Raw genomic sequence first — 26,807 nt, forward strand, 5'->3', positions numbered from 1 at the left:
AATAAACCGGAGATTATCGCAAATGACATATTTTAAATTCAAATCGTGGACACCCCTAAAACCGCCAAAACCAGCGCCTGCATTAGCTTTGCTGGCTTTACTTACCAATTTAACCGGACACTAGTGATATTCATTATCAAGCTAATGATGTTGTATTCGATAAACTTTGGTATGACCTCAAATTCATGATCAATCGCAAAACATTGCCAGGCAAGACCCGAGGTTTCTCCCTGATAGAGCTGTTAATCGCCATGGTGATCCTGTCGATCCTGACTGCTATTGCCTATCCCAGCTTTCAGCGCATTATCATCCGCACAAAACTGAACGCAGACAGTACCTTGTTTTCGCAAGATCTGGCGTTTATGAAAGGCAAGGCCAAAACCAGGACGGGCAGCACGATTACGATGTGCCCCAGCTCCGATGGAGCAAGCTGTACCGGGGGCGCCTGGGCGGCGGGACGGATTATCTTTTTTGACGAAAATGCGGATGGTATTGTGACTGTGGGCAAGGATGAACTATTGGAGGTCCGTGCTGCTTCGGGCGGAACCTCAGTCATTACCGTGACTGGTTTTAATACCGGGGCGAATATTCAATACAAATCTACAGGTGAAGCCCGTTATTCGGGAGTGGTTAAGCTGTGTGACAGCAAGCTTCCCGGGAATTTTGGTATTTCCCAATCAGTACTTGTCACGGGCATGGTGCATAAAACTACCAGTGTCACCTGTCCTTAGGATAATGATATGAGATCGCAAAAGAAAATTGTCTTGAAGCGCATGGTCGGCGCCTCTTTGCTGGAGGTATTGGTCGCCATATTGATATTGTCTTTGGCGGCGCTGGCAAATGCAGGTTTACAGATTTCTGGTATACGTGCCAATTCCAGTGCCAAGTACCGCTCCATTGCAGCAGCGCATATCAATGATATGGCCGATCGTATGCGTGCCAATCGTTCTGGGTTGAGTTATTTTAATTTGGTCAAGGGGATACCCTCATCGGATCCTCAATCTGGTTGTTCTGCTGTATCTACCCCATGCAATGCTGCTGAAATGGCGCAGCATGATTTTTATGAATGGACTACAGCGCTGTCAAACGCCATACCCGATGGCAAAGCAGCTATTTGTCTTGATACTCAGACAGGTCCAACGAATCCTGCTACTGATACCTACACTTCTCCTACGTGTAGTGGCACAGGGACAACATACAGCATCAAAGTCTGGTGGGATGATTCACACGGTGAAAAAATTCCGCAAATTTTTACGACAAATTTTCAGCCATGAAAATCTATTCATCAATCCTGTATCGTCAAAAAGGTTTGTCTATTGTCGAGCTGATGATCGCTCTGACCTTGGGCATGATTATCACCGTTGTAGCTGGTTCCATTTTCGCATCCGGTTCCAAGGGTTACTTTGTTCAACAGGAACAATCACAAATTCAGGAGTCTGGCAGAACCGCTGTGGATGTGTTGAGCAGAACCGTGCGTACCACCAGTGATTTTGGATGTCGTTCTGACTGGACGGTCACCAAGATTGCCGGATTTGTGAACCGTATTAATACCAGTCCGCCGTATGCTTACAATTACGGCACCAATCCGCTTGATGCCCAGGTGGTTGGCTACGATGGAACCGGGTCTGGATGGTCTCCCAGCATTCCAAGTGATCTGCCTATACCAAGCAATGCTGACAAGAATAGCGATATTGTTACCTTGCGCGGTGTGACCGGCAGTCCCGCAGTCGTCATTGCGCCGTTCATGACTGCGGCGACGGACGCTGTTACCGTCAATACTGGCAACGGTTTTGCTGCCAATGATGCGCTGGTTATTTCTGATTGCATGATCTCCACAATTTTCCAGGTATCGGGTACACCTGATACGACTGGTACGCTGGTTCATGCTGCAGCCGGTAGTCCCGGTAACGTCAACAACACATTGGCAAAAGTCTATGCCAGCGGAGCGGAAGTCTATAAATTGGCTTCGACGACTTTTTATGTCGCACCCAGCCAGTTTAGTAGCAACCCTTCGCTGTGGCGCATAGTTGGTACCAACGCTGCGGAAGAGTTGGTCGAGAATGTGGAAAGACTCAAAGTTTATTATGGCATGGACCCGACCGTCGGTACGGATAATACCAAACGTGATTATTCACCGAACACCTATGTTCCTGCGAATGCTACCGGTATCGATATGAGTAAAGTGATCAGCATCAGGTTTAGCATGTTAATCCGCTCGCCCAATGACAATGTAACGAAAGCCTATCAAACCTATACTTTTGATGGCACCGCCACCACTGCGACAGACTATCGTTTGCGCACTGTGTTCTCTTCAACGATTAGCCTGCGAAACAGAGTTTTGTAATGAACAAAAATAATAACTCCCAAGCTGTGACCAGCATGAAGCGCCCCCGTTCACCGATACTGGCACATCAAAAAGGAGTCTCTCTGGCCGTGGTACTGGTGATGGTGGGCTTGTTGGCCATTATCGGTATCAGTGCCATGCAGATGAATGTGTTGCAAGAAAAAGGAGCAGGTAATTTCCGCGACCAGGACCTGGCGTTTCAAACAGCCGAATCGGCCTTGCGTGATGCTGAACTGTATGTGGATACCAATCTGACGCCGACTTCTGGTTTCTCGACCGCTTGTACCGGTGGCCTGTGCTTGCCCTCTGCAACTTCCACCCCGGTTTGGCTGGACACGACGCTGGATGTCTGGAATCACACCAATCTGACACTGCCTTACTCACAGACAGTGCAAAACGTTGCCAAGCAACCTCGCTATATCATCGAAATGATGGCTGAAAACATCCCGAATATTGCAGGTGGTCCGCTGGATGTGGGGGGGCCACCGCCACCAACGCAAGCAACTTATCGAATTACTGTGAAAGCCTGGGGCGGTTCTGATTCTGCACAGGTGACCTTGCAAACCGTTTATCTGAAGTGATGGAGTGATCATGAGAGTTCTTCGTAAGACCCAATTCGTGAAATTGCCTGCCACAGCAATCTTCGCCAGCGTATTGACACTGCTGAGTTCTGGTACTGCAAGTGCAGCAGCACTGGTACTGTCACAGACGCCTTTGTTTGTGACTAACTCCGTCTTGCCAAACGTGTTGGTGGTTTTGGATAATTCAGAATCCATGGACGGTACCATGGCAGGCAAGCTGATTGCAGGTGATGATGCAACGACGCGTTCAAATATTGCTCGCACAGTTATGCGCGATACCATTACCAATTACCGTAATGCGTTTAACTGGGGTTTGATGTCTTTTGACATCACCAGCACTAATTTTTATGTGACGTATGCCTACTATCTGGGTAGTACGACAGGCATGACATTTACTGATGGCTGCTCTGGTAGTCCTTTGAAAACAAGCGGTGGTCAGCCTTGTGTGGTTAATCCGACTCCGTTCACCGGTGGTGCCTATGTGACCTATGACACATCAGGTGATGACGCTACGATTAATGACGTGCTGTACACCGGCTCTCCGAGTACTTCTCAGTGCGCAACCACGACGATCACTGGTTTGACTTACTGTAAGGCGATGTGGGCATTGACTGGTGGGGCGGGTACAACTTACACATTCTATGGTAACCATACGGCCACCAATTCCTGGGCCGCGAGTAGCTTCTCCGGTTGCCCGCTTGGTACCTGCAGCCCAATCAGCCTCAGTGAAACGGATGCTGGCTACATACCATCCAATCCTCCCATTACCCGTCAATTGTATTTGCCTCGTGCCTGGGGCTATGGTGGTACCAATTCAGGCAAAGGCAAATTGAACGAAGCAGTAATGGCTGATACCACAGCCCATTACAATAACCTGATATCTTATCTGGCAACCGAAACTGCTACTACCAGCACCACAGAAATTAAAAACGCATCGACTTTTACGCCCCTGCCAGGTGCGATGGGGTCAGTGAAAACATATTTTGCTGGTGCTTCAACACCAGTTAAATACAATTGCCAGAAAAATTTTACGATGCTGGTAACCGATGGTATGGCGACGGCTGACACGTCCGGCAATCAATATTCTGCCGCTGACAGGGCATCGGGCAAGCCTTTGAGTGATACGGTTGCGGCGATTACTGCCCTGCGTACAACGGCCGTACCATCATTTGGTACGCAAGATATCCAGACCTATGTTGTTGGCCTGGGTGATACGGTACAAAACCCTACCGCAGTTGCTGCGTTGAATTCTATGGCCTCTGCTGGTGGCACTGGGACAGCTTATCTGGCTTCGGATGCTACCGCTTTTAATAATGCAATACAGTCGATCGCTGGCAATATAACGAACCAGGTTGGTTCAGCTTCCGCAGTGTCCTTGAATTCTACCCAGATCAATAGCGGCTCTGCGCTGTTCCAGGGTAAGTTCAGTAGTATTGACTGGACTGGCCAATTATTGTCTTACCCTATTACCTCAACAGGCACCTTGGGGTCATTGTCCTGGGATGCAGCGCAAAAATTGAATGCGCAGAACTGGAATACTGGCCGTGTCATCCTGACCAATAATCTGTTGACTACGAATGCAACCGGACGCGGTGTCGCGTTCCGCTGGCCAAGCAACCCGGCCAGCCCCAGCGCAACGACTGAAATCAATGTCAATCAGATTTTGGCATTGAATAAAAATTCAGCCGGTACTGCTGATGCTCAGGGACAGTTGCGCCTGCAATACCTGCGCGGTGACAAGTCGAACGAGGGCGCTGCACCCATGTTCAGAAAACGTACGGTAAGTGTATTGGGTGATATCGTCGATTCCAACTCCGTGTATGTAGCCAAACCACCTTATACCTATCCAGACAGTCTGGAGTCGGCCAAATATGTGACTTTTGCGCTCAACAATGCTGCTCGGACCCCTATGGTGTATGTTGGTGCCAATGACGGTATGTTGCATGGTTTCAGTGCTGTAGATGGAACTGAGAAAATCGCCTACATCCCTACCCAGGTCTATTCCAACTTGTCCAAGTTGACTGACCCGGCTTATGCGCACCGCTTCTTTGTGGATGGCTCACCGACAGTCGGCGACGTATTTTACGCTGGTGCATGGCATTCAGTGCTGGTCGGCAGTTTGCGTGGTGGTGGCCAGGGTATTTTTGCCCTGGACGTAACCAATCCATCCACTTTTACTGAAGCCAATGCCGCCACTACCGTCTTGTGGGAATTCAATGACGCAGATGACGGTACTGAATATGACCTGGGTTATACCTATACCCAACCGATGATCGTCAAGATGGCGAATGGTAAATGGGCTGCGGTATTTGGTAATGGCTACAACAATACGACCGCTGACGGTAAAGCCAGTGCCACGGGCGCTGCTGCCATCTACATTGTGGATATCCAGACTGGTGCCCTGATCAAGAAGCTGTACACGGTGACAGGTAGTGCAAGTACGCCAAACGGTATAGCCAGCGTTACACCAGTGGACGTCAACGGTGACAACATTGTTGATTACATCTACGGTGGTGATTTGCTGGGTAATGTGTGGAAATTTGATGTAACCAGTACCAGTGCTGCTTCCTGGGGACCATCCCTGGGTACCACTGCAGCACCATTGCCATTGTTCACCGCCAAAGATGCTACCGGTAAGATTCAACCTATCACCGGCAAAGTCACGGTCGGTCGTAACCCTGTTTCTGGTTACATGGTGTATTTTGGAACAGGGCAATACCTGGCTGCCACTGATTTGACAGATACCTCGCCACAAAGTTTTTATGCCATATGGGACAATAATGCAGCAGTAAGCGGGCGCAGCGTGTTGTTAGCACAAACTATCAATACCACCACGACATCGGGGGCGGGCAGTACTTTCCGTACCAGTTCCCAAAATGGTGTTGCTTCTACCATGTTTGTTACGCCATTGAATAAAAAAGGCTGGTATGTCGATCTGCCTACTTCCGGTGAACGTCAGGTGACAGATCCTTTGTTGAATGACAGTAATATCGTGTTCTCTACATTGATTCCAAGTACCGACCCCTGTGCTTCGGGCGGTAGTGGCTGGATCATGGAATTGGATGCGGTAACGGGCAACATGATCACCGATCCGATTTTCCCAACCGTATCTGCGACGACGTTCTCGTCGACAGATGTGTCTACTGCGGGCGTCAAGACTGCGGCCATTCCATCGACACCCCGTGTGATCAATAAACAGGGTGTGTCTTATGGGAATAATACTGGTTCAGGTACAGGTAGTTCTTTCGCCACTGAGAAAAAATTGACCAGTCAATCTGACGGTAGTATCAATAATCTGACTGAGAAATCGTCTATTACGCAAAAACGTATCATGTGGCGTCAAGTCCAGTAATGACAGGAGTAATGAATATGAAACAGCACTATTTGATAGTTGGTTTTGTGGCGTCTGTGCTGGGTAGCCAGGCCTATGCCAGCATTACACCGCAGGACATGGCGGCGCAAAAACAAAGTACAGGCACGGCCCCATCGTATGTGCAGAACGTCGATACATCAAAACGTACTGTGACAATAGACCAGACTACCTATACGGTGTCACCGTCGGTGGTGGTGCATGAAGGCAAGAAGACCACGACCATGACCAGTATAAAAAAAGGAACGCGTATTAAAGTTGCGTCTGAGAAAAAAGTTGGGCAGGCTAACAACGTGATTACTGAAATTTGGGTAATGCAACAGCCTAGCGGAAAATAATGGAGCCACTGATGAAAAGAAATGCCGGTTTTACCCTGGTTGAGGTAATGATTGCCGTTGTCGTCATCGCTATTATTACGGGTGTCGCTGTGACCAACTATCGATCCAGCATGCAGAATAGCCGGCGCTCAACGGCGCAAGCCGATCTGATGTCCTTGGCCCAGTTTATGGAAAGGACGCATACAGAAGCGATGTCTTATATGCCGGGGGCAACTCCCGCGGCACCGACCTTGCCTTTCACCGTGTCGCCGCAATCGGGTACCACTTACTATACGATCACCTTGCAAGCGATCACCAGCAAATCGTACACTTTACGCGCCACACCTACGGGTACGCAAGCCAGTAACGGGATTTTAGAGGTTGATTCAACCGGTGCCAAGCGTTGGGACAAGAATAATGATGGCAGTTTTACGGCAGATGAGAGTACCTGGAAGTAATACCTGACAACATTTCCGGTTTTATCGGAATATCAGCAAAAACGCCGCCTGCAAGCGGCGTTTTTGCTTTTTCCTTGACTTTAATCTTGGTCAGCATTAGCACAATTTATTTGTTAATAGACAAGAGCGAAGAAAGTGATTACATTTAAGACTCGGATCCAGATGCAGATTCAGATGCAGGTTCGTTATAATCCATCTCGTCCAACAGCGAATTACCACCTATTAATGAGGGAGTATTCATGTCCGCCACACCCAAAAAATTCCGATTGATCACCCGCAGCGATTTTGATGGACTGGTTTGTGCGGTCTTGCTCAAGCATCTGGATTTGATCGACGACATCTTGTTTGTTCATCCCAAAGACATGCAGGATGGCAAGATTGCTGTCACGGATAACGATATCAGTACCAATTTACCATATGTCGAAGGCGTTCATCTGGCATTTGATCATCATTTATCCGAAACCCTGCGCAATGCCAGCACGACAAGAAACAATCACGTGATTGAACCGGACACCCCTTCTGCGGCACGCGTAGTCTATAACTATTATGGTGGTCTGAAGTCTTTTCCCGCGTCCTGGGACGACATGATGGCTGCAGTAGACAAGGGTGATTCCGCGCGTTTCAACAAGGATGAAGTATTGCATCCCAAGCGTTGGGATTTGTTGAATTTTTTGATGGATGCGCGTACCGGCCTCGGGCGTTTTCGTGATTTCAGAATCTCTAACTACAATCTGATGATGGAATTGATTGTGCTGTGCAAGACCCAGAGCATAGACGAAATCATGCTGAACCCTGATGTGAAAGAACGGGTGGATTTGTATTTTGAGCATGAAGAGAAATGCAAGGAGCAGATACAGCGCTGTGCCACGGTACACAAAAATCTGGTAGTGCTGGACTTGCGCAATGAAACCACCATCTACGCAGGCAACCGTTTTTTGATTTATGCCCTGTTCCCGGAAACCAATATTTCGATTCACATATTGTGGGGGTTGAAAAATCAGAATACCGTGTTTGCAACCGGTAAGTCGATTTTGAACCGCACATCCAAAACCAATATCGGTCCTTTAATGCTGGAATTTGGTGGCGGTGGTCATGAAAATGCCGGTACCTGCCAGGTGGAAAACGACAAGGCTGCACCAACACTGGCAAGCCTGATCAGCAGAATTAATCAGGATGGCTAGCCAGGAAAATGAAGCCGTTTATTTTCTACTGTGACCACACGCAGGGAAGGCAGCCTAACCAAGCCGCCTTCCGCTTTGCGCAAATTCTCAGGTACCCAAAGGTGTCGCCTGTATGCTGATGCTCTTATAGTAAATATGGCTGGTGGATTCAAAGCCGGAATCAAAACCGAACAATAGCCACAGGCTGCCGCTGGCATCGGCCCTGACATTCAACGCGGTCTGATTGGCTAGCTTTTTCTCCATATACGGAGCGCGTCCACAGTCGGTGCTGGCATTACCTATGGTCCCCAGGACCAGGGCTGATTTACCCGAGCCGCTTTGGCCACCACGGTCGATGTTCATCACATATTCATCCCCTTTCTGTATGGTCAGCGGTTCAATGGACGCGGCACCGGCAAATAGCCAGACACTGTCGCCCGGTGAGCCACCAACGCCAAAACAGCCGCTGGCGACATTGCTCACGATGGTGGTTTGAAAACGCAATGCATACTCGGTATTTGGCGCAAAGCCGCTATACTTTTTCTTGATATAGGTAAACAGGTCATCACTGCGGTTGGTAGCAAATGCATACAGACCCTTGCCGGACAAGGGGGCGGGCAGGGGGCGATATTCAGTGACCATATCCGTAGGCTTGGTTGCCACCGAAAAATCTGAAGTACCGGATGTCCAGCCCGTTGGTTCACTATTGAAATCGATATTGATCTGCACCGGTGTGGGCGCAGGTACATAATTGCTGCTACCCCCACAGGCACTGAGCAAGGCAGTGGCAAGCAGAAAAGAGATCAGCCCTGGGCGAAGTTTCATACTTTATCCTTTTAAATTGACTGCGTGATTCGGTACTTACTTGGGTAAATACATAAGTACGTGATTTGCCCGAGAGCATAGCGAGCTGTCCGTCGTAAATCAGCCCCGAAATGTCGGTTATTTGTCGTAAATTTGTAAGCAGCCCGGTAGACTGAATTGTCTGAAAATTGTAAGTTGGCCGCATTTTGCCTGGCATTTCTCGCAATTTTGAGGCGAGCTCTACTACAATGCCGGCAAAGGAGAGATGCTATGTTTCGTGTAATGCTGGTGGAAGACGATGCCAAGCTTGCCAATCTGATCGCCGAATATCTGGGCGAATATGAATTTACCGTTGACCTTGTCAGCCGGGGTGATATGGCGCTATCCCATTTTCAACAGACTTTGCCCGACCTGGTGGTTCTCGACCTGATGCTGCCAGGGTTGGATGGCATGGTCGTCTGCCGACAACTGCGTGCTGTCAGTGCTGTGCCCATCCTGATACTGACGGCTCGCGAAGATGCCTTTGATGAAGTATCCGGGCTGGAGCAGGGGGCAGATGACTACGTCAACAAGCCGGTACAGCCGCGCATCTTGCTGGCCCGCCTGCGTGCTTTGTTGCGACGGATCAAGGAAATGCCGCTTGATGACAGTGAGGATCTGGTATTTGGCGCCTTCCGGATGTGCCGGCGTGATCGTAGCGTGTTCTGGCGCGCGCAGAATGTGATACTCAACAGTGCAGAATACAAGTTGTTGCTGGTCCTGGCCGAAGCCGCTGGCAAAGTCTTGTCGCGCAACGATATACTGATACAGATGCGGGGTATAGAATTCGATGGACTGGATCGCAGCATCGACAATAAAATCTCTCGCCTGCGTCGCAAATTTGATGATACCCATGCCGATAAAATCAAGACCGTCTGGGGAGAGGGTTATCTGTTCAGCCCATCAGCCTGGGAATAGGCCATGAATCGCCTGTTCCTGCGCTTTTCCATCCTGGTAATGCTGTCCATCAGTGTCGCCACCATTGCTGTCTACGTCGTGATCCGTAGCTTCTTTGGTGATCCGTTGGAAGAAGTTGCACAGCAACAGGCCGCAGGACAAGTCTTTTTACTCACGCAGTATGTCGATCAGGCTGGCCCTGACGAATGGCTGGTGCGTTTGAATAAAATCCGCGAAATTACCCACAGCAAGCTGGAATTGATTTCCCTGCAAAGCGCGCTGCTACAGGTCGCTGCAGAAAAAAAAGCACAATTCATGCGCGGTGAAGTGGTGATCGATATTGCGGGTAAATCCTTTTACCGTCGCGTTGACTTGCACGGGCAGCGTTACATAGGCAGCGATGAAGAAGTCTTGCATGCGCAAGAATTGCCCATCGATGTGATACCCGTGATACGGACTGAAGTCCTGCGTTACATTATTGTCGCATTCTGTCTGCTGATACCGATTGCTATCTGGTCCAGTGCCCACTGGCGCGGCTTGCAGGCACTGGAAAAAGTGGCTGACGAATTTGGTGAAGGACATCTGAAAATCCGTGCACAGACCCGTGAAAGCGACAGCATCCACCCCCTTGCCCAACGCATGAACCAGATGGCAGCACGTATAGAAGGGCTGCTGGATGCGCAGAAAAATTTGCTACATTCGGTCTCGCATGAATTGCGTACACCCATCGCCCGCCTGGAATTTGGGTTGGAACTGCTGCGCAATGCAGCCAGCGATCCCAAACTGGAAACCCGTGCCGCCGCCATGGAAGCCGACCTGCTTGAATTGAATGCGCTGGTAACCGAGTTATTGAGTCTCAGCAAACTCGACCAGCAACCCGCATTGAAACTGGGCGAATTCGTCGTCGCAGATTGTCTGCGGGCTTGCCTGGACGGCTTGCAACATGAATTGTCAGGTTTTAAGCTTGATACCTTGTTTCCGGATGAGGTGGGCTGCATGACAGGTGACCAGCGCTTATTGGCCAGGGCCGTCAGTAATTTGCTTAGAAATGCCGGCAAATACGCCAGTGGGCATATCGCCCTGACACTCACAAAAAATGACGATGGGGATATTGTCATCATGCTCGATGATGATGGCCCTGGCATACCTGCACAAGAGCGTGAGCAAATTTTCAACGCTTTCTACCGGCTGGACCGCAGTCGTGATAGGGCAACCGGTGGCTTTGGTCTTGGCCTGGCGATCACCCACAAAGCCATACAGGCGCATGGTGGCCGCATTACCGTAGAGGACAGCCCCCTGGGTGGCGCCAGATTCGTGGTGTGCCTTCCCGCCGCCCCGGAAGCCGCCGCAGGGACTACCTGAACTTCATTGCAAGAACTGGACATGCGCCCCAGCTTCCCAGGCATGCTGGTCCTGCAATCTTCGTCACTGCGCTTTGCTTGGGCCATCTTACCCAAGCCCCATTACAAATTCATGACATTTGCGCGACAACTCGCGGACGACTTGTTTTCTCACTGTCACTATCATTCTCGCATGGTGTTTTTTTATCGGTAGCTTCAGGAACAAGCGAGAAGGGCGAATGAGTAGCAGAGCATTAATTACAGGTATTACAGGACAGGACGGTGCCTATCTGGCAGAACTGCTATTGCGTAAGGGATATACGGTATTTGGCAGTTATCGCCGCACCAGTTCGGTCAATTTTTGGCGTATGGAAGAACTGGGTATCCGCCACCACCCCAATTTGCACCTGGTGGAATATGACCTGACCGACCTGAGTAGCAGCATACGTCTGCTGCAAAATACCAATGTGACGGAAGTTTATAATCTGGCGGCACAAAGCTTTGTCGGCGTGTCATTTGAACAGCCAGTCACTACCATGGCCATCACGGGCATGGGAGTCTTGAATTTGCTGGAAGCCATACGCATCGTCAATAAAAAGATCCGTTTTTATCAGGCATCGACTTCTGAAATGTTTGGTAAGGTGCAAGCTATTCCCCAGGTGGAAACCACGGCGTTTTATCCGCGCAGCCCCTACGGTGTAGCCAAGTTATATGCTCACTGGATGACCATCAATTATCGTGAATCCTACGATATTTTCGCCAGCAGTGGCATTTTGTTCAACCATGAATCGCCTTTGCGTGGGCGTGAGTTTGTTACCCGCAAGATTACTGATGGCGTTGCAAAAATTCGCCTGGGTTTGCTGGATTGCCTGGAACTGGGAAATATGGATGCCAAGCGCGACTGGGGTTACGCCAAAGAATATGTCGAAGGCATGTGGCGCATGTTGCAGGCCGATATACCGGACACCTTTGTGCTGGCAAGTAATCGCACCGAGAGCGTACGTGATTTTGTTGAGCTGGCTTTCTGGGCGGCAGACCGCCAAGTGCACTGGCGTGGAACAGGTGAAGATGAAGTTGGCATTTGTCGTAAAACCGGCAAGACCCTGGTGAAAGTCAATCCCGCATTGTATCGCCCGGCCGAAGTCGAGTTGCTGATAGGTGATCCGCACAAAGCCAGAACGGTCCTGGGCTGGGAGACCACAACCACGTTGGAAGAGTTGTGCCAGATGATGGTAGAGGCTGATTTGCGCAGGAATACGACACGCAGCTCGTACTGAAGAGAAGCCTGTCAAGTGGTCTGGAGTTGGTGGGAATAGAGTACATGCAGTAACAGGCGAGCCGGGATTTGTAGAACGCATCTCAACCCTATTTATGAAATGAGTTCTCATGAAAGTCTTACATTTTTATCGCACTTATCATCCCGATACCTTTGGTGGGATAGAACAAGTCATACGGCAACTGGCCGTCGGTACCACGCGTCTCGGTGTCAGTAATGAAGTGCTTACCCTGACGCGCAGCAAAGGCCAGCTTGAGCTTGAATTGGAAGGGCATCAGGTGCACAGGGTCAGGCAGAATTTTGAAATTGCGTCGACTGGATTTTCATGGCAGGCACTCTCGCGTTTCATTGAACTGGCGAATAGTGCAGACATCATTCACTATCATTTTCCCTGGCCTTTTATGGATTTGATGCATCTCATCGGCAGAATCAGGAAACCCAGTATCGTGACCTATCATTCCGACATCGTCAGGCAGAAATTTTTACTGAAGGTCTACGGACCTTTGAAACACTGGTTCTTGAACGATGTGGACAGGATAGTGGCTACTTCGCCCAATTATTTGTCCACAAGCCCGATTCTGCATCGTTACCGCGACAAGACCGAGGTCATAACCTATGGCCTGGACAAGAGCATTTATCCTGAACCATCGCCTGCGGTGGTTGCCCATTGGCGCCAGCGTTTCGGTGAACGGTTTTTCCTGTTTGTAGGCATGCTGCGTTATTACAAGGGGCTGCATATTTTGCTGGAGGCCGTGGCGGATTCGGATATACCTGTGGTCATCGTTGGCAATGGCCCTGAAGAACAGGTGCTGAAGCAGCAGGCGCAGGAATTGAAACTGACGAATGTCCACTTCCTGGGGGCGTTGCCGGAAGAAGATAAAATCGCCTTGCTGAGTTTGTGTTATGGCCTGGTGTTTCCTTCTCATTTGCGTTCGGAAGCATTCGGCATTTCATTGCTGGAAGGCGCGATGTTCGCCAAGCCGATGATATCCAGCGAAATAGGTACCGGGACAAGCTATATTAACATCGCGGATGAAACAGGTCTGGTCGTACCACCGGATGATCCTCTGGCTTTGCGTGCCGCCATGACACAATTGTGGAACAACCCGCGTCAGGCCATGCAGATGGGGCAACTGGCACAACAAAGATATGAATCCGTGTTTACTGCAGACCTGATGGCAAAGAATTATGTGCGTCTGTATGTCGACGTGATCTCCGGTAATGCCACCATACCTTAGAACCTGATCACGCTCGTGCAGTAAGATCGTAAACAGGTTTTTAGTGGCATGGGATACTTTCCGCCAAGTTTTCCATGGCGTCATCCATCTTGGTCGCGATAAAAAGACAGACTGGGATTTCTACTGTGTTTACAATAGGCTGGCTATCCTAACTAAAAAATCATTCAGCATGAAATCTATTTCTTTCTTACTTTTATCCGGTGTCGCGCAGCTTGTTTTCGCCCAGACTCCAGCGGCTACCATGCTGCCTGACGGTAGTTCCGACAACTATGTGGGGCTGGGGGTGATTTCTGAGCCCAGTTGTGAGCTGGGCGGCGAACAAACCACGCGTGTCATGCCTAACGTGCAAATGCAATGGAGTAATGGCCTGTTCTTGCGCAACGCTAATCTGGGCCTGCACATGAGCCCATTTGACCGTGTTGAATTTGGCCCTTTGCTGGCTTATCAGCGCGGTTGCAGCGCATCTGCCGCGCGCAAACTGGCAGGCTATGGTGATGTGGACGGCAGTTTTCAGGCGGGTGGTTTTTTAAATTATTACCCGCTGGCCAGATTGCGTTTGAGTTCCAAGTTCCTGCTGGGGAAAGTGGCAGACAAACAAAGCAATTACATCAATCTGGAAGCACGCAGTTACCACCAGTTGGCGTTGCATCATGGGATTGCCCTGTCTGCCGGTCTGGCCTGGAGCAGACGCTCTTATGATCAGTCTGGTGTCCGCTTTGACCCAGACCTGACGACATCTAGCGGTAATAGTTTGGCGACGCCTATGCTCAGTATGCAGAACCAGACAGATGCCAATGTCAGGAATGCTTATCTGGGCCTGAACTGGAACTGGGAATTCAGTCCGGCATGGATGTTGACCTCATATGTGACAACAACGCATCAGTTTGACAGTGGTAAAGACAGTCTGTGGCTGGGTAAGAGAAATTATGTGACCGTGTATTCTGGTCTGGCTTATCGATATTAATCAGTTTTAAAACGTATGATCATTGCTTATTCCTCACTCTTTGCAACGCTGTTCCTGGTATCAGGGATAGCGTCTGCGCAGCTGCCAGGCGCGGAAGCAAGCCATAAGCCAGCGGCACAGGAACAGGTGAAAAAGCCGGATGCTGAATGGGTCAGCTATCGCAATATCTACAAGCTGATGATACGTTTTGAAAAATACGGCAAGCCAAAAAATCTCATACAAAATCATTTTCAGATACTGACCAGGCAGGGTAATTATGCGCCGGACGATCTGGAACTGACACTGGTCAGCAAGAGCATGCGCCTTGGCTTGCCACTTGATGCAGCAGGCCGTGCCAATTTTCCCTTGTTGAAGTCGGCTTATGACGAAAATGCAGAATTGGTCGTCAATCATGCGCCCGAACAGTTGATGTTCCAGTCCAGGATTTCCATCATTCCCAGAGCAGACGGTGTCTATGAAATCGCAGAATTGCGTGCGGCTTGCGAGCAGGCATGGTCCTACCTGAAAAACGAGGACGATGCCACGGTAGCTGGCAAAAAATGTACAGGGATTAAATTTGCTTATGGGCGCAATATTACCCAGGCGCAGATACGGTTCAGGAATGGAACACAGCAGACGATTGCGCTGCCGGTACAAGATGGCAATCCATTTTTAAATGAATTGCCCAAGATAAATAAAATTGCCCACATCCGTTTTACTGATGTGGCTGACAAGGGGCAAGTACTGACTCAGCATGCCCCCGTCATCATCACGCCTATGTTTGAATAAAACTGTCTGATAGAGCCACAGCCAGCCTCTGGCTAAGCTTTGCAGCGCGACAGTTTCATCCAGCTTACCAGCGGTGCCAGTGTCTGCCACCACCACCCCAGTAAGGGCCACTGTCAATGACGATGGGCGGCGCTCTGACGACCACGGACGGACCTTCCACATAGCCATGTGCTGGTAATACAACACAACCGGACAAATTCAATGTGGCTGCCAGCAATGCCAGCATGGCCAGACGATGAATGCGCATGATGTTCTCCTTTGTGATCTCTTATGCATACAATGCGCGACCGCGCCTGGCGTTGACCGCCAGAATGTAAGTCTATGTTTCCTTTGTTTCGAAATCACTTTAGACGGACGTGGTCTGGCGACAGATCAGGCTTTGCCAAAGACGCAACAGATGCATCAGATGCATCAGATGCATCAGGCAATCGCTCAAGAAGTTGACGCAAGGCCTTGTTGCGATGCGGAACTTTGCCTGGTGTGGTATGGTCCAAGGCTCACCATTTACCACTATTGCAACAATAATATCTATATGCAAAGCAAGAATATTTCTTTACGTCCAACTATCCTGTCCCTCGCAATCATGGCTGCATTCAGCCAGCCAGCAATGGCGCAGCAAGCCAGTCCAGTAAAAGCAGGATCGGCAGAAGCGGTAGAAAAAACAGAAAAAACCGATCCAAAAATACAAAAGGTCGAAGTGCAGGGGGCCCGCAATTATGACGAGCGTCGTCAGGATACCGCCACCAAAATAGTCGTGACACAGGAAGATATCGTGCGTTACGGTGATACCACCGTCAGTGAAGTCATGAAGCGTCTGCCAGGCGTGACCATGGGCGGCGTACAGGGACGTGGTGGGGACATCCGCATGCGTGGGCTGGGTGCAGGGTATACCCAGATCATGTTGAATGGTGAACCCAGCCCGCCCGGCTTTTCCCTGGATTCCCTGTCGCCCGACATGATAGAAAGGATAGAAATCATTCGTGCTGCGACAGCCGAACTGAGCACCCAGTCTATCGCGGGCTCCATCAATATCGTCCTGAAGAAAAGTGTGCAGACGGCACAAAAGGAATTGAAAGCAGGTTTGTTTGAAGACGGTGGCAAATTTGGTGAAAATCTGAGTTATCAGGTTTCAGATAAATCCGGACGCATGTCTTATGCCTTGTCCGGTAACTTGAATCGTGGCCAGTATGAACGCCCCAGCTATTCAGATGAAGTCGGTACTGATGCCAATGGTAAGCCCAATTTGCTGCGTCATACCGACAGCCTCGGTTGGGGAACTTTCACCAATGTGGGATTTTCACCAAGGGTGAACTGGAATTTGGAAAACGGCGATACCGTGACGACGCAGAGTTTTATCAATGCGACTCGTTTTGTTGGCCATAATCGTGATTCATCGACTGGTACCCCGGCGACGTATGCAAGCGATAACCAGGAAATTCAGTCAGACGCTACCATGTTTCGTACCAACCTGAACTGGATACACAAGCTGGCAGACAGTGCCAAACTGGATTTCAAGCTGGGGGGCAACTACAACAAGCGTACGTCTGATGTGGGGCTGTTGGGTTATAACATTGGCAACGTGCAGATACTGGAACGCAAATCGACTTCTGGCGGTACAGACAAGGGCATCACCATGAGTGGCAAGTACAGTGCACCCTTTGTCGAAAATCATTCCTTTGTATTTGGCTGGGACGGTGCTTACAGTAAGCGCGGCGAGACCCGTGAGCAAACTGATATAGTTACTGACCCTGACAAAAAACTGGTTGCAATTCCTCCCCTTAATGAAAATTTTACTGCCGATGTGACACGCCTGGCTCTGTTCGCCCAGGATGAGTGGAATGTGACCAAGCAATGGTCGGTCTATGGCGGTTTGCGCTGGGAAGGACTGGACACCCGCAGTCAGGGTAATACTTATAGCGAAGTACATAATAAATCCAGCGTCTGGAGCCCGATATTGCAGACGCTGTATAAGCTGCCGGACAGCAAAAACGACCAGGTCAGGCTGGGGATTACCCGTACCTACAAGGCACCTGATACCGGTCGCCTGATTCCGCGCCGCTCCTACTCTAATAATAACAGTGCCACCAGTCCTGATTACATGGGCAACCCTAACCTGAAGCCGGAACTGGCCTGGGGTCTGGATATGGCGTATGAACATTACCTGCCAGGCGGCGGCATGCTCAGTGCCAGTGTGTTCATGCGCAGGATCGACGATATTACTCGTACAGATGTGTCTAAAGATGTCGATGGAAAATATGTTGCCAAGCCGGTCAATAGTGGACAGGCCACCACAAAAGGCATAGAACTGGAAGCCAAATTCCCATTGAAGTCCGTGATGGCGGATGCACCAGCAATTGATTTCAGGGCCAACCTGTCGTTTAACTGGTCTGACCTTAGTACAGTGCCAGGCCCGAATAATCGCCTCGATTCACAGACACCTGTCAGCGCCAACTTGGGTATCGATTACAAGTTCGACAAGCTACCTTTGACTATAGGCGGTAATGCCAGCTTCCAGGACGGCGGACCGGTGCGTATTTCGGTTGCGCAAAGCAGTTATTCCGTGCCCAAGCGTGTACTGGATATGTATGCCTTGTGGAAGTTTGATGCAAAAACCAATTTGCGTGTGTCATTAGGTAATGCCCTGCACCAGGACAATATCAATGCCAGCATTTATAGTGACAGCAATGGTACCGTGCGCCAGACAAATACGACACCAACCACGGTGACCGCACGTCTGATGTTTGAGCACAAATTCTGAATGCAGTAGAGATGCGCTGCTCTGCTTGAGCAAAAAAACATGGGCACTGATAGTGCCCATGTTTTTTACCGCTGCTGGATAAGGAATAGTTCAGGCGGTAGCAAGTTGTAGCCAGTTGTAGCAAATAAGCTGAGTTTATTTGCCAAGCTTGGCGCGGCAATTCAATGGCAGGTTGACTGCCGGAATCGTGGTTCTGTCTACTCCCTTGACCGTCATCTTGTCCGGCACCGGTGCTGCCGCACAGACCCAGGCGACCGGCACCACAGGGGCATCTTCAACTACCGCAGGGCGCAGGCTGAGGATTTTCCCTCTGAGTGCGGAATGCGCATTATTGCCGAAGGTGATATGGATCGCGCCATCCTTGATGGCAACAGAGCTCACCAGGTTGCTGACGATCTTGTCATCCATGGGCAAGCCTGCGGCGGCATTGTTGGCCGGGAATTTCTGTTCTGCCAGCCAGGCGGCGGCAACGGGTTTTTTAGCAATATCAGCCAGAGGAATAGCAGCTTCTATCTGTTCCCTCACGATCTTGTATAAATACGATGGAATGGCCAGGGCTGCCAGTGTGGCGATCACCACAATCACCAGCATCATTTCCAAAAGAGTAAAGCCGCGTTGTTTTTTCATGGAATTTGCTTCAATAATGTGTTTAGAACGTGTTTACGATCTGTAGCGAGCGGGCGTCAGCGGGGTGAAGAGCAGCGCAAAAAGCGGAATGTACTTAAGTACATGAGCATTTTGAGCAGCGCATGAGCCCCGATCACGCTCGCGCAGTAAGATCGTAAACAGGTTCTTAGAGGCTGTTGCTAAATGAAGATGACAGACAAATCGCCCGGTTCAAGTTAATTTTGCAACAGTCGCTTAGAAATATAGCGGATAAGCGCGCTATCTCACAATCTAAATATTGCTATCCGGGTCAATTACTGCCTGAATTTTGCCTGATCTGGCCTGTTGCAGGCTGGATTGAGTGATATTCTCCTGTGAATTCTGGTCGCTTTCGCCGATAATGCGGGCAAGTCTGCACTTAATACTCGCACTTCATATTCCCCGCATTGATACATGTTGAATGATCCGATTTCCCTGTTCGGGCTCCAAACCAATTTGTTGGAGCTGTCATCCTTTGTCCTGTCCATCATCACCGTTGTCTTGAATATACGGCAGTTGCACTGGGCCTGGCTGTTTTCCATTCTCTCTTCCGCTTTATATGCGGTGGTATTTTTTGACGCCAAATTGTATGGCGATATGGGTTTGCAGTTTGTGTTTATTGGTGTATCCATCTGGGGATGGCTGTTATGGCTGCGCGGTGATGGGCAGTCTGCTGCATTGCCCGTGACCAGGCTCAACAACCATGACCGATGGCAGGCGCTTGCGGCCTGCCTGCTGGCATTTGTGGCATTGGCTGGCTTTCTCAAATACTGCACTGATACCGATGTGCCGTATGCCGATGGTTTGCTGACTGCCGGCAGTTTGCTCGGACAAGTCTTGCTGAGCCGGAAAAAAATCGAAAACTGGCATGTCTGGATCATCGTCGATGTCCTGTATGTAGCCTTGTATATCTATAAAGGCCTGACGCTGACTGCCGTTCTGTATGGCATTTTCGTGCTGATGGCGATCATGGGCCTGCGCGCCTGGAGTAAAACATGTCCACAGTGACCCGTGTTGTGATTCTGGGGGCAGAATCGTCCGGCAAATCCATTCTGGCAGAGGCGCTGGCGGCGCATTACCAGACCGTATGGGTGCCTGAATACTTACGTGAATTTGTCGAGCAAGAGCAGCGTGTGCCAAGACAAGAGGAACAGATACTGATCGCCCGCACACAACTGCAGCGCGAAGCCGAACTGACAGCGAAAGCGCAAGACTGGCTGTTTTGCGATACCGGCCCCTGCATGACCGCCATTTATAGCCGCCATTATTTTGGCGATGCTGGTGCCGAACTGGATGCGCTGGATCTGGGCCATCAGTATGACTTTACCATCGTGACCGCCCCGGATTTTCCGTGGATGCCGGATGGCCTGCAACGCGAATCGGCTGCCGTGCGCCAGTTGATTCATGAAGAAGTGTTGAACGTGCTGGATGACCGGGATATTCCATTCCTGTTGGTGGAGGGCAGCACCGCACAAAGACTGGAGCAGGTGCAGTTTGCTCTGTCGTTTTTAATGATGTAGCTCGTCAGACGGCTTTAACAGTCACCAATAAAAAAGCACTGTCTTTTAAAGAGCAGTGCTTTTTTAACGCGCTGAAAAGCCGGTGAGGCTTAACTACTTTCCATCAGGCTCTTCAAATGATCGGCACGTGCAGGGTGGCGTAGTTTTTTCATAGCCTTGGATTCAATTTGGCGTATGCGCTCGCGCGTGACTTCAAATTGCTTGCCCACTTCTTCCAGCGTAAATTCAGTACTGGTTTCCAGGCCAAAGCGCATGCGCAAGACCTTGGCTTCGCGCGGGCTGAGTGAATCCAGGGCTTCCTTCAGTTTTTCCTGTACCGATGCCTGCATGGCTGCGGCCATCGGCGACAGAGTCATGCTGTCTTCAATGAAATCACCCAGTTGCGAATCCCCATCGTCACCGATAGGGACATCGAGCGACACCGGTTCTTTGGCAATCTTCAGGATTTCACGTACCTTGTTTTCTGGCAGGCCCATTTTTTCGGCGATCGCTGCCGGTTCAGGTTCCAGCCCGCTGGTTTGCAGCAACTGGCGTTTGACGCGGTTCATTTTGTTGATGGTCTCTATCATATGCACCGGCACACGTATGGTACGTGCCTGATCGGCAATAGCGCGTGCAATTGCCTGCCTGATCCACCAGGTCGCATAGGTAGAGAACTTATAGCCACGACGGTATTCAAATTTATCAACGGCTTTTAACAGACCGATATTGCCTTCCTGGATCAAGTCCAGGAATTGCAGGCCACGGTTGACGTATTTTTTGGCGATGGAAATGACCAGGCGCAAGTTGGCCTCGGTCATGGCAGCCTTGGCTTCGCTGGAACGTTTTTCACCCGCCACCATCTGCTTGTTGATCTCGCGCAGGTCACTCAAAGGCAGGCGAACATTCTGTTCCAGATCGATCAGTCGTTGTTGCAACTCGCGCGCAGCGTGGATATTCCTGCCGAGGATGGCGGCATAACTGGATGTGCCATTGATTTCATGGTTCAACCATTCAGGATTGCAGGCGTTCTGACGGAAATGCTCAACAAAATAGACGCGGGGCATACCGCATTTGTTGACCATTAATTCCAGCATCTGCTTTTCTGTCTGGCGCAGGGTCTTCATTTGCTTGCGCAAGGTGTCGCACAGTTTTTCTGCGGTTTTGACGCTGAAGCGCATGCCTTGCAATTCACGCGTGATAGCTTGCTGCGCCTGCCGATAGGCAGGTGACTGATAGCCATCTGCCGCACGGGCTGCCTGCATTTGCTCAAAGCGCATGCCGACGACCGCAAATTTTTGCAACACGGTGGTTTTGAGCTGCTGCAATTGTTCATCGCTGATGCCGTTGGCGTTGTCGGCTACTGCATCTTCGTCGTCATCCAGCTCGTCCAGCTCATCGGCATCGCTGAGTTCTATCGCCAGTGCATCTGTGGCATCGGGGTCCAGCATGCCGTCTATGATGTCATCGACACGGATTTCGTCTTTGGATATCTTGTCAGCGATATCCAGGATTTCCTGTATCGTGCCGGGGCAGGCAGAGATCGCCTGCACCATGTCTTTCAAGCCATCTTCTATGCGCTTGGCAATCTCGATTTCACCTGAACGTGTCAACAACTCTACGCCACCCATTTCGCGCATATACATGCGTACCGGGTCAGTAGTGCGACCAAAATCGGAATCCACAGTGGCCAATGCTGCTGCCGCGGCTGCTTCAGCTTCGTCTTCGCTGACATTGGTGGCGACATTATCGCTCAGCAGCAGCATCGCCGCATCGGGGGCAGTGTCGTATACCGCGATACCCATGTCATTCAGGGTGCTGATGACGCCCTGTATCATTTCAGCGTCAGCAACATCGTCTGGCAAGTGATCATTGATTTCAGCATGGGTCAGGTAGCTGCGGTCTTTACCCAGGTTGATCAGTTTGGTCAGTTGCTTGCGATATTGGTCTAGCTGTTCTTCGCTGTTGGCGGTACTGGCAATACCGGTAGAACCGCCTGCGCCAGATTTCTTGGCCTTGGCACGTGCCGCACGTTTCATTTCTGCGGATTCTGCTGCATTCAACGCCAGGATTTCATCGTTTTCGAAATTGAATTCGGATGACTTGCGGCCACGTTTTGCCGGTTCCCGCATCGCAGGCAAGATATAAGCCGAGGTATCAATATCCGCCATACTGCTGACGGCGGGCGCGGCGACGCTTACAGAAGCAGCTAGAGGCACAATGACAGGTGCGGCAGCAGATATAGCTGCTGCCTGGAATGATGGCTCTGGTGACACTGGCGACACTGGTTTCAGTGTCACTACCGGTGCTGGTGGTGCCAGCTTGCCCGAACCTATGCGTGCCTCACGTTTAATGACTGCCGGTGCAGTTGTCTGCTGGTCTGCCAGTAGCAATTTCTTGGCCAGTTTAGGTGCGGTCTTGCGAATAACCACCACACGTGGTTTTGCGGCATCTGTATCGGCAGTTTCTGGTTTGCTGTCTGTGACGATGCTTTCTTCACGCGCCTGCGTTACCTGGGCATTGTTTGGCATGCCTTCATCTGCCTGATCGTTGCTGTCGCCAGCAAGCAAAGCAGGGCTGTCATTGTCAGCAGGTGTGACTGTTTCTGCCGTGTCGGCCGCGCCCGTATCGGTGCCTGTCATTTGCAGGCGCGAGCGGCGCTTGGTGATGACCGTTACCGGTGCAGAAACCAATGTCGGTATCTCTTCAGTGATATCGGTGACTGGCACAACCATCTGTACTGTCGTTGTGCGCGAAATAGTCGGCGCATTGCGGTTCAGTTGCAGTGATGGTTTTTTACCTAATGTGAGCGTGGATCCTGTTTTTGTTGCTGGAGAAATGGTTGAGTCAGTTGAGCTGTTTTTCATGTAACAAATTCGAATACGACAACAAATGCTTGTCAAAAGTGTTTGGCAATAGCAAGGCGAAAAAGCTGCAGGCGATCGTCAATAACAGTCAGTAACAGATCAACGGCAGGCGCGGCGCGGATGAAAAAGCCCGCTGATTAAATGAAGCTTAAGTGAAGATTAAGTGAATTAAAGCGGGCCAATCTCATCTTGCTGAATCTGAGTCTCAAATCGAGACGAAAGGGCAGAATTATCCTCGGCTTGAGCCTTCTTGACAAGCAAGACTTTGCTTTTCTACGCAGAAAGTTTCGGGTGGCAGGCTAAGTGATCGCTTATCTATCAATGTCGGGTGCCAGAAACAGATATTGTGCCGCTGTCTTTATTATTTATCCTGATTTTTTCCATGACATGGCAAATTCTGCTTGACTTGGTCAGTAAAACTGAAGGCAGTTTGATCTGCATCACGGTCCGGGCGGGTCTTGAGAAATAATCCGGGCAAGCTGATAAGCTATGCTCTTTGCCTCTTTTTTGTCTGCGTTGATGATAGTGACTACTCGCAATTTTTCTTCCTACTGCAGAAACATCCTTTTTTCAGCCATATTGCTTGTGCCGGTTTTTGCTGTGGCACAAAATATTCCGGATACCCTGGCCCAGCGCCTGAAGGCATGTACTGCCTGTCACGGTGCTGAAGGGAGGGCTGGCACGGATGGTTTTTACCCCAGGATAGCGGGTAAGCCAGCAGGGTATCTTTATAATCAATTGCTTAATTTTCGTGATGGCAAGCGCGGGTATCCTGCCATGCGTTACATGGTCGCCCATATGTCGGACGCCTACCTGAAAGAAATTGCGGAATATTTTTCAAATCAGCATCCCCCCTATTCTGCGCCGCAGGCAACTGATGCACCGGCATCCGCGCTGGAGCAAGGCCGGCAATTGGTGTTGAATGGCGATAAATCACGTGATTTGCCTGCCTGTATTGCCTGCCATGGCGACAAACTAACCGGTCTGGCACCATATGTTCCGGGTTTGCTGGGTTTACCCCGGGATTACCTGATTGCGCAACTGGGTGCCTGGCAAACCGTCAGTCGCAAGGCGCATGCGCCAGACTGCATGCAGCAAGTGGCAGCCAAACTGCAGCCCCAGGATATTTCCGCGATTGCTGCCTGGCTGGCGGCGCAACATGTGCCAACAGACGCAATAGCATTGACATCTACTGATGCCGGTGGACGTCAGTTCCCGCTGTCTTGCGGCAGTATTCCTCGCTAAATCCAGATACGACAGAACCACATGAAAAGATTTTTATTGATTTTGCTGGCGCTGGTGTCGGTGAGTTTGCTGGGTGCTGCCAGTGTGGCGGCATATGGTTATTATGTGGTGGATGATCGTCAGGCAGCGCTTGCGCAGGCGCATGTTCCCAATGCCGCGAACGCTGCTGAGTTGGTCGTTCGCGGAGCATACCTGGTACGTGCCGGTAACTGCATGTCTTGCCACACTGCACGTGGTGGTGCCGCCTTTGCCGGTGGCAGGGTACTGCAGACCGAATTTGGTGATTTCATCGCGCCGAATATCACCCCCGATGTGAAAACCGGTATTGGTAACTGGAGCGCAGAAGATTTCTGGCAGGCTTTGCACAATGGCAAAGGACGCGACGGGCGCATGCTGTATCCGGCTTTTCCCTATACCAACTACAGTAAGGTGACGCGTGCGGATGCTGATGCCATGTACGCCTATTTCCAATCCATCCCCAAGGTAGAGCGCCCCAACCAGCCGCATGAGTTGCGCTTTCCTTACGATCAACGGGCTTTGCTTGCATTCTGGCGTGCCGCCTATTTCCGTCCCACTGTCTACCGGCAGGATGCACAGCAAAGCCCTGAATGGAACCGTGGCGCCTATCTGGTGAATGGCCTTGGCCATTGCAGTGCCTGCCATAGCAGCCGCAATATGCTGGGGGCGAATGCCGGTACGGCTGATTTGTCTGGTGGCGAACTGGCACTCACCAGTTGGTATGCGCCTTCTCTGGCAAACGGTAAGGAAATCAATCTGGCGCAATGGCAGGCGCCGCAATTGCTGGCTTTGCTGAAAAACGGCATCAACGCAGATACTGCAGTATCCGGCCCCATGGCGGAAGTGGTGTCGGCCAGCCTGCAACATTTGTCGGACCAGGATATGAGCGCAATGGTGACATACCTGCGTGCCACACCAGCGGTGAAGGCCGAAGAAAAAGATATATTTGATCGTGCACTGTCTGCGCAAAACATCAGCCAGGAAACCATGGATGGCGTCATGAAATCTGGCGCTGCACTGTACAAGACCCATTGCATGGATTGCCATGGTCCCAGCGGTGCAGGGGTGCCATCCATTTACCCGGCACTGAAAGGCAACCCCGCGATACAGACACAACTGGTGGCTAATCCTGTGCGCTTGATTTTGGCGGGCGGTTTTCCACCCGTGACCAGGGGTAACCCCCGTCCTTATGGCATGCCGCCATTTGGCCAGGTCTTATCTGACAATGAAGTGGCACTGGTATTGAGTTATGTGCGCAATGCCTGGGGTAATCAGGCATCAGTGGTGACGGCGTCCGAAGTCAATCGTTATCGTACCGCAACGCTGGATTGAGGCTTGCTTATTAGTCTTGTTGAGCGCGGTGGCTCGTGCCCTTGTTTTATGTGACGAACACCAATTGCTAACAATGCATGCCTCTCAACTGGAGAAAAGCACTGTCTGAAGCACCGGCAGTGCCCCGGAAAGTCGAAGCCAAAGCCAGGCACAAATAGACCCGAGTTTTCACAATGAGAGTGATTTTTCTGTGACAGCCGCATTTGGTAATGCGGCTGTCATTTCTGCTGGCTATGCTTCCTCCTTGCATATCAACAATAAATTGTTTATATTGTTTACATGTTTTTAAATATGGAGGTTGAAATGGTAACTGCAACGAGCAAAAAAACGAATCCCGTAGTGGCAGCAAGTACGCCCAAAAAGGCGGCTGTGAAGAAGAGTCCAGTCGCTGCAGTAAAAAAAGCAGTGGTAGCCAAGCCTGTAGGCGTGGCAAAACCCGTGCCCAAGGCCAAGCCTGCAGCGGTAGCCAAACCAGTACCAGCTCCCAAGGTCGTGAAAGCCGCAGAAGCCAAAGTGCTTGCTCAGGTTACCAAGCTGCTGACCGTTCCTGTAGAGAAAGTGAAAAAACCTAAACTGGTACGTGACAGCTTCACGATGCCGGAAAGTGAATACGCTGCACTGGGTGCAGTCAAAAAAGCCTGCCTGAAGGCCGGTGTGGAAGTGAAGAAAAGTCAGCTGTTGCGCATAGGCGTGGCATTGCTGAGCAAAACCGATGTGCCAGCGCTGAAGAAACTGATTGCCGGACTGGCCCCCCTGAAGGCCGGACGCCCAAAGAAAGAAAAGTAAGCACAGATCTATTACTGTCTTGCCTTTAAGAAATCCCCGGGAAACCTTGGTTTGCCCGGGGATTGTTGTTTTTTTACCTGTCATCAAACCGACATCTGGCT

General features: G+C 50.5%; 24 protein-coding genes. 20 read left to right on the forward strand and 4 right to left on the reverse strand.

Features of this window, described 5'->3' with window-relative positions; genetic code table 11:
* The first annotated feature begins 185 nt into the window (after nucleotides 1–185).
* The 8 genes from ACO0K9_RS14315 (at nucleotide 186) to ACO0K9_RS14350 (ending at nucleotide 8,251) form a co-directional block, all read left to right on the forward strand.
* Nucleotides 186–731: a pilus assembly FimT family protein gene (locus tag ACO0K9_RS14315; protein ID WP_422986009.1), complete on the forward strand. Its 546-nt coding sequence runs from the start codon at nucleotides 186–188 to the stop codon at nucleotides 729–731.
* A gap of 9 nt (nucleotides 732–740) precedes the next feature.
* Nucleotides 741–1,274, forward strand: coding sequence for a type IV pilus modification protein PilV (gene pilV, locus ACO0K9_RS14320; RefSeq protein ID WP_422986011.1), 534 nt, complete (start codon nucleotides 741–743; stop codon nucleotides 1,272–1,274).
* Nucleotides 1,271–2,344, forward strand: coding sequence for a PilW family protein (locus ACO0K9_RS14325; protein WP_422986013.1), 1,074 nt, complete (start codon nucleotides 1,271–1,273; stop codon nucleotides 2,342–2,344). The genes pilV and ACO0K9_RS14325 overlap by 4 nt, the downstream gene beginning before the upstream one ends.
* Nucleotides 2,344–2,925, forward strand: a complete 582-nt coding sequence (locus ACO0K9_RS14330) for a pilus assembly PilX family protein (RefSeq protein ID WP_422986015.1) — start codon at nucleotides 2,344–2,346, stop codon at nucleotides 2,923–2,925. The genes ACO0K9_RS14325 and ACO0K9_RS14330 overlap by 1 nt, the downstream gene beginning before the upstream one ends.
* Before the next feature lie 10 nt (nucleotides 2,926–2,935).
* Nucleotides 2,936–6,277, forward strand: a complete 3,342-nt coding sequence (locus tag ACO0K9_RS14335; protein WP_422986017.1) for a pilus assembly protein — start codon at nucleotides 2,936–2,938, stop codon at nucleotides 6,275–6,277.
* A gap of 17 nt (nucleotides 6,278–6,294) precedes the next feature.
* The gene (locus ACO0K9_RS14340; RefSeq protein WP_422986019.1) at nucleotides 6,295–6,633 is read left to right on the forward strand and encodes a hypothetical protein; all 339 of its coding nucleotides are present in this window, start codon (nucleotides 6,295–6,297) and stop codon (nucleotides 6,631–6,633) included.
* An 11-nt stretch (nucleotides 6,634–6,644) separates the two neighbouring features.
* Nucleotides 6,645–7,070 carry a type IV pilin protein gene (locus ACO0K9_RS14345; protein ID WP_422986021.1) on the forward strand — a complete coding sequence of 142 codons (426 nt, stop codon included), beginning with the start codon at nucleotides 6,645–6,647 and terminating at the stop codon, nucleotides 7,068–7,070.
* 239 nt (nucleotides 7,071–7,309) lie between these two features.
* Nucleotides 7,310–8,251 carry an exopolyphosphatase gene (locus tag ACO0K9_RS14350; protein WP_422986023.1) on the forward strand — a complete coding sequence of 314 codons (942 nt, stop codon included), beginning with the start codon at nucleotides 7,310–7,312 and terminating at the stop codon, nucleotides 8,249–8,251.
* An 87-nt stretch (nucleotides 8,252–8,338) separates the two neighbouring features.
* Here ACO0K9_RS14350 and ACO0K9_RS14355 read toward each other — a convergent pair whose 3' ends face one another.
* The gene (locus tag ACO0K9_RS14355) at nucleotides 8,339–9,055 is read right to left on the reverse strand and encodes a hypothetical protein (RefSeq protein ID WP_422986025.1); all 717 of its coding nucleotides are present in this window, start codon (nucleotides 9,053–9,055) and stop codon (nucleotides 8,339–8,341) included.
* 249 nt (nucleotides 9,056–9,304) lie between these two features.
* Here ACO0K9_RS14355 and ACO0K9_RS14360 point away from each other — a divergent pair, with 249 nt between their 5' ends.
* From ACO0K9_RS14360 to ACO0K9_RS14385, 6 genes are all read left to right on the forward strand, one after another.
* Nucleotides 9,305–9,991: a response regulator gene (locus ACO0K9_RS14360; RefSeq protein ID WP_422986027.1), complete on the forward strand. Its 687-nt coding sequence runs from the start codon at nucleotides 9,305–9,307 to the stop codon at nucleotides 9,989–9,991.
* Between the two features lie 3 nt (nucleotides 9,992–9,994).
* Complete coding sequence (locus tag ACO0K9_RS14365; protein ID WP_422986029.1) at nucleotides 9,995–11,332, forward strand: ATP-binding protein; 1,338 nt, start codon at nucleotides 9,995–9,997, stop codon at nucleotides 11,330–11,332.
* A 217-nt stretch (nucleotides 11,333–11,549) separates the two neighbouring features.
* Nucleotides 11,550–12,587 (forward strand): GDP-mannose 4,6-dehydratase, encoded by a 1,038-nt coding sequence (gmd, locus tag ACO0K9_RS14370; RefSeq protein WP_422986031.1) that lies wholly within the window; start codon nucleotides 11,550–11,552, stop codon nucleotides 12,585–12,587.
* A 109-nt stretch (nucleotides 12,588–12,696) separates the two neighbouring features.
* The gene (locus tag ACO0K9_RS14375) at nucleotides 12,697–13,824 is read left to right on the forward strand and encodes a glycosyltransferase family 4 protein (protein WP_422986033.1); all 1,128 of its coding nucleotides are present in this window, start codon (nucleotides 12,697–12,699) and stop codon (nucleotides 13,822–13,824) included.
* Nucleotides 13,825–13,993: 169 nt separating this feature from the next.
* Complete coding sequence (locus ACO0K9_RS14380; protein ID WP_422986035.1) at nucleotides 13,994–14,788, forward strand: MipA/OmpV family protein; 795 nt, start codon at nucleotides 13,994–13,996, stop codon at nucleotides 14,786–14,788.
* Nucleotides 14,789–14,803: 15 nt separating this feature from the next.
* Nucleotides 14,804–15,556 (forward strand): hypothetical protein, encoded by a 753-nt coding sequence (locus tag ACO0K9_RS14385; RefSeq protein WP_422986037.1) that lies wholly within the window; start codon nucleotides 14,804–14,806, stop codon nucleotides 15,554–15,556.
* Between the two features lie 64 nt (nucleotides 15,557–15,620).
* Here the strand turns inward: ACO0K9_RS14385 and ACO0K9_RS14390 are convergent, their stop codons facing one another.
* Entirely contained in the window at nucleotides 15,621–15,803 is a 183-nt protein-coding gene (locus ACO0K9_RS14390; protein ID WP_422986039.1) for a hypothetical protein, read from the reverse strand.
* Between the two features lie 336 nt (nucleotides 15,804–16,139).
* Here ACO0K9_RS14390 and ACO0K9_RS14395 point away from each other — a divergent pair, with 336 nt between their 5' ends.
* On the forward strand, nucleotides 16,140–18,314 hold the full coding sequence (locus tag ACO0K9_RS14395) for a TonB-dependent receptor plug domain-containing protein (protein ID WP_422986040.1): 2,175 nt from the start codon (nucleotides 16,140–16,142) through the stop codon (nucleotides 18,312–18,314).
* A 135-nt stretch (nucleotides 18,315–18,449) separates the two neighbouring features.
* Here ACO0K9_RS14395 and ACO0K9_RS14400 read toward each other — a convergent pair whose 3' ends face one another.
* Complete coding sequence (locus ACO0K9_RS14400) at nucleotides 18,450–18,941, reverse strand: pilin (protein ID WP_422986042.1); 492 nt, start codon at nucleotides 18,939–18,941, stop codon at nucleotides 18,450–18,452.
* Nucleotides 18,942–19,376: 435 nt separating this feature from the next.
* On the opposite strand from ACO0K9_RS14400, the gene pnuC reads away from it, so the two are divergent.
* Together pnuC and ACO0K9_RS14410 are read left to right on the forward strand one after the other, a co-directional pair.
* A complete protein-coding gene (pnuC, locus tag ACO0K9_RS14405; protein WP_422986333.1) occupies nucleotides 19,377–19,967 on the forward strand; it encodes a nicotinamide riboside transporter PnuC in 591 nt (196 codons plus the stop codon).
* Nucleotides 19,955–20,479, forward strand: coding sequence for an AAA family ATPase (locus ACO0K9_RS14410; RefSeq protein WP_422986044.1), 525 nt, complete (start codon nucleotides 19,955–19,957; stop codon nucleotides 20,477–20,479). The genes pnuC and ACO0K9_RS14410 overlap by 13 nt, the downstream gene beginning before the upstream one ends.
* Nucleotides 20,480–20,568: 89 nt before the next feature.
* Here ACO0K9_RS14410 and rpoD read toward each other — a convergent pair whose 3' ends face one another.
* Complete coding sequence (rpoD, locus tag ACO0K9_RS14415; protein WP_422986046.1) at nucleotides 20,569–23,325, reverse strand: RNA polymerase sigma factor RpoD; 2,757 nt, start codon at nucleotides 23,323–23,325, stop codon at nucleotides 20,569–20,571.
* Between the two features lie 600 nt (nucleotides 23,326–23,925).
* Between rpoD and ACO0K9_RS14420 the strand changes: the two genes are divergently transcribed.
* The 3 genes from ACO0K9_RS14420 to ACO0K9_RS14430 all read left to right on the forward strand — a co-directional run bounded on the left by ACO0K9_RS14420 (nucleotide 23,926) and on the right by ACO0K9_RS14430 (nucleotide 26,706).
* Nucleotides 23,926–24,570 (forward strand): c-type cytochrome, encoded by a 645-nt coding sequence (locus ACO0K9_RS14420; RefSeq protein ID WP_422986048.1) that lies wholly within the window; start codon nucleotides 23,926–23,928, stop codon nucleotides 24,568–24,570.
* Nucleotides 24,571–24,591: 21 nt separating this feature from the next.
* Entirely contained in the window at nucleotides 24,592–25,920 is a 1,329-nt protein-coding gene (locus ACO0K9_RS14425; RefSeq protein ID WP_422986050.1) for a c-type cytochrome, read from the forward strand.
* A 303-nt stretch (nucleotides 25,921–26,223) separates the two neighbouring features.
* Nucleotides 26,224–26,706 carry a hypothetical protein gene (locus tag ACO0K9_RS14430; protein WP_422986052.1) on the forward strand — a complete coding sequence of 161 codons (483 nt, stop codon included), beginning with the start codon at nucleotides 26,224–26,226 and terminating at the stop codon, nucleotides 26,704–26,706.
* Nucleotides 26,707–26,807 lie beyond the last annotated feature (101 nt).

The sequence above is a fragment of the Undibacterium sp. Ji50W genome, from assembly GCF_049340445.1.
Classification (GTDB): Bacteria; Pseudomonadota; Gammaproteobacteria; order Burkholderiales; family Burkholderiaceae_D; genus Undibacterium.

What these genes read in the sequence shown, in the direction of transcription:
- ACO0K9_RS14325 (WP_422986013.1), top strand. Translation starts at nt 1,271, where the DNA reads ATGAAAATCTATTCATCAATCCTGTATCGTCAAAAAGGTTTGTCTATT.
- ACO0K9_RS14345 (WP_422986021.1), top strand. Translation starts at nt 6,645, where the DNA reads ATGAAAAGAAATGCCGGTTTTACCCTGGTTGAGGTAATGATTGCCGTT.
- ACO0K9_RS14400 (WP_422986042.1), bottom strand. Translation starts at nt 18,941, where the DNA reads ATGAAAAAACAACGCGGCTTTACTCTTTTGGAAATGATGCTGGTGATT.
- ACO0K9_RS14365 (WP_422986029.1), top strand. Translation starts at nt 9,995, where the DNA reads ATGAATCGCCTGTTCCTGCGCTTTTCCATCCTGGTAATGCTGTCCATC.
- ACO0K9_RS14430 (WP_422986052.1), top strand. Translation starts at nt 26,224, where the DNA reads ATGGTAACTGCAACGAGCAAAAAAACGAATCCCGTAGTGGCAGCAAGT.
- ACO0K9_RS14395 (WP_422986040.1), top strand. Translation starts at nt 16,140, where the DNA reads ATGGCTGCATTCAGCCAGCCAGCAATGGCGCAGCAAGCCAGTCCAGTA.
- rpoD (WP_422986046.1), bottom strand. Translation starts at nt 23,325, where the DNA reads ATGAAAAACAGCTCAACTGACTCAACCATTTCTCCAGCAACAAAAACA.
- ACO0K9_RS14330 (WP_422986015.1), top strand. Translation starts at nt 2,344, where the DNA reads ATGAACAAAAATAATAACTCCCAAGCTGTGACCAGCATGAAGCGCCCC.
- ACO0K9_RS14360 (WP_422986027.1), top strand. Translation starts at nt 9,305, where the DNA reads ATGTTTCGTGTAATGCTGGTGGAAGACGATGCCAAGCTTGCCAATCTG.
- pilV (WP_422986011.1), top strand. Translation starts at nt 741, where the DNA reads ATGAGATCGCAAAAGAAAATTGTCTTGAAGCGCATGGTCGGCGCCTCT.
- ACO0K9_RS14425 (WP_422986050.1), top strand. Translation starts at nt 24,592, where the DNA reads ATGAAAAGATTTTTATTGATTTTGCTGGCGCTGGTGTCGGTGAGTTTG.
- ACO0K9_RS14410 (WP_422986044.1), top strand. Translation starts at nt 19,955, where the DNA reads ATGTCCACAGTGACCCGTGTTGTGATTCTGGGGGCAGAATCGTCCGGC.
- gmd (WP_422986031.1), top strand. Translation starts at nt 11,550, where the DNA reads ATGAGTAGCAGAGCATTAATTACAGGTATTACAGGACAGGACGGTGCC.
- ACO0K9_RS14350 (WP_422986023.1), top strand. Translation starts at nt 7,310, where the DNA reads ATGTCCGCCACACCCAAAAAATTCCGATTGATCACCCGCAGCGATTTT.
- ACO0K9_RS14340 (WP_422986019.1), top strand. Translation starts at nt 6,295, where the DNA reads ATGAAACAGCACTATTTGATAGTTGGTTTTGTGGCGTCTGTGCTGGGT.
- ACO0K9_RS14375 (WP_422986033.1), top strand. Translation starts at nt 12,697, where the DNA reads ATGAAAGTCTTACATTTTTATCGCACTTATCATCCCGATACCTTTGGT.
- ACO0K9_RS14380 (WP_422986035.1), top strand. Translation starts at nt 13,994, where the DNA reads ATGAAATCTATTTCTTTCTTACTTTTATCCGGTGTCGCGCAGCTTGTT.
- ACO0K9_RS14385 (WP_422986037.1), top strand. Translation starts at nt 14,804, where the DNA reads ATGATCATTGCTTATTCCTCACTCTTTGCAACGCTGTTCCTGGTATCA.
- ACO0K9_RS14355 (WP_422986025.1), bottom strand. Translation starts at nt 9,055, where the DNA reads ATGAAACTTCGCCCAGGGCTGATCTCTTTTCTGCTTGCCACTGCCTTG.
- ACO0K9_RS14390 (WP_422986039.1), bottom strand. Translation starts at nt 15,803, where the DNA reads ATGCGCATTCATCGTCTGGCCATGCTGGCATTGCTGGCAGCCACATTG.
- ACO0K9_RS14335 (WP_422986017.1), top strand. Translation starts at nt 2,936, where the DNA reads ATGAGAGTTCTTCGTAAGACCCAATTCGTGAAATTGCCTGCCACAGCA.
- ACO0K9_RS14315 (WP_422986009.1), top strand. Translation starts at nt 186, where the DNA reads ATGATCAATCGCAAAACATTGCCAGGCAAGACCCGAGGTTTCTCCCTG.